Source organism: Streptomyces sp. E11-3, from assembly GCF_046540415.1.
In the GTDB taxonomy this organism is placed as follows: Bacteria; Actinomycetota; Actinomycetes; order Streptomycetales; family Streptomycetaceae; genus Streptomyces.
Genome location: NZ_JAZGRL010000185.1, coordinates 1 through 1,284, shown reverse-complemented (window position 1 = coordinate 1,284; position 1,284 = coordinate 1). Strand labels below are relative to the sequence as shown.

Annotated in this window: 1 pseudogene; it reads right to left on the bottom strand. The window is 66.4% G+C overall.

What is annotated here, in order from left to right:
* Positions 1 to 733: pseudogene (locus U9R90_RS36280) on the bottom strand (hypothetical protein); the annotation flags it as partial.
* Positions 734 to 1,284 lie beyond the last annotated feature (551 nt).

Here is a 1,284-nt window from a genome sequence, read left to right as displayed (position 1 = left end):
CACCCGTCAGTGCAGGCGGCCCGCCCCGCTTGCCACCGCCCGCGACAAGACCGAACCGGCTCTGATGCGGCGGATACTCACACCGCAACTGCCCACCCCGCAGCACCATCGGATACCGGCACTGCGGACACGGCCACAACCACGACGACGCCCCCACCCACAACCGGTCCGAGGGAACAGGCCGATACACGTCCATCCGCGCCGCGCCACGCCGCGAGTACTCCTCGACCAACGCCCGCTCCGTGCCGTACGGCACCTCGGTCAGCATGGTCCGCGCCGCCACATAGCCGGCCTGCCCGCCGGAGCGGATGTGCCGAAAGGCAGCCCGCTCCGTCTGCTCAGCCGTCTGCCGAACCCATGCCGGAAGCCACGTCCCACCGAGATCGAAGTATCCGTCGTCCTCGTACAGGGCCTCCAGATAGTTCATCCCCGCCTCGAAGGCCTCCTCGGTCAGCTCACCGTTGTCCGTCAGGACAACCAAATCCCCCATCGACGAAGGCAGTTCGTCCCAGGACAAAGGCACCCACTCCCGCAGGCGCATCGGCAGCAAGTCGATCATCTCGGCAGGCGTCGAAGGACCGGCTCCCACCGGCAGACTCGACAAGAGCACCCCGTGCATACGCGACAACTCCCGCCACGCACGAGGCTCCTCAACCCGGTTGATCCACGCCGCACCGGCCCGCAGAGCAGCGGTAATGATCCTCCGAGCGGCAACATGTTGACTGACAGGCACAGCTCATCACCCCTCTACGCCCCACCAGTGGTATTCGGGGCTATTCCAGACGGGCCAACAACTCCGGGAACTTACACGCCCGGTCTGACAACGCCTCGGAAAACCAACGAAGATGGGCCCCGCGACAGCGGGGCACCACAAGAAACCGGACACGCCGGCAGGCACGCCGCGGGGCCATCAGGCCCCGTCTCATTCCGTTCTGTTGGCCCGTCAGGGCAAAGGCTCCACAACCCCGGCACACCAAGGGGGAGAGGAACGGGATAACTGTCCAACAAACCCTTACGACATCACGGCGCCGCAGGCGCCGACACATACCCAATCCCTGCCCGGCAGGGCAGGGAACTCCAACCACCCTGAACCCCACCGTCATGCCGCCAGGCATGACGCCCGAACACGCGACAGCGGGGCCGCCAGGCCCCGCTCTGTCTGTTCCTGTTGGCCCGTCAGGGCCAACCCAGCCAACACACAGTCATGCCGCCAGGCATGACGACGCGTCACCTTACGGGCCGTCAGGCCCGTAGTTGGCCGCCAGGCCAACTTAAGAGCCGCTG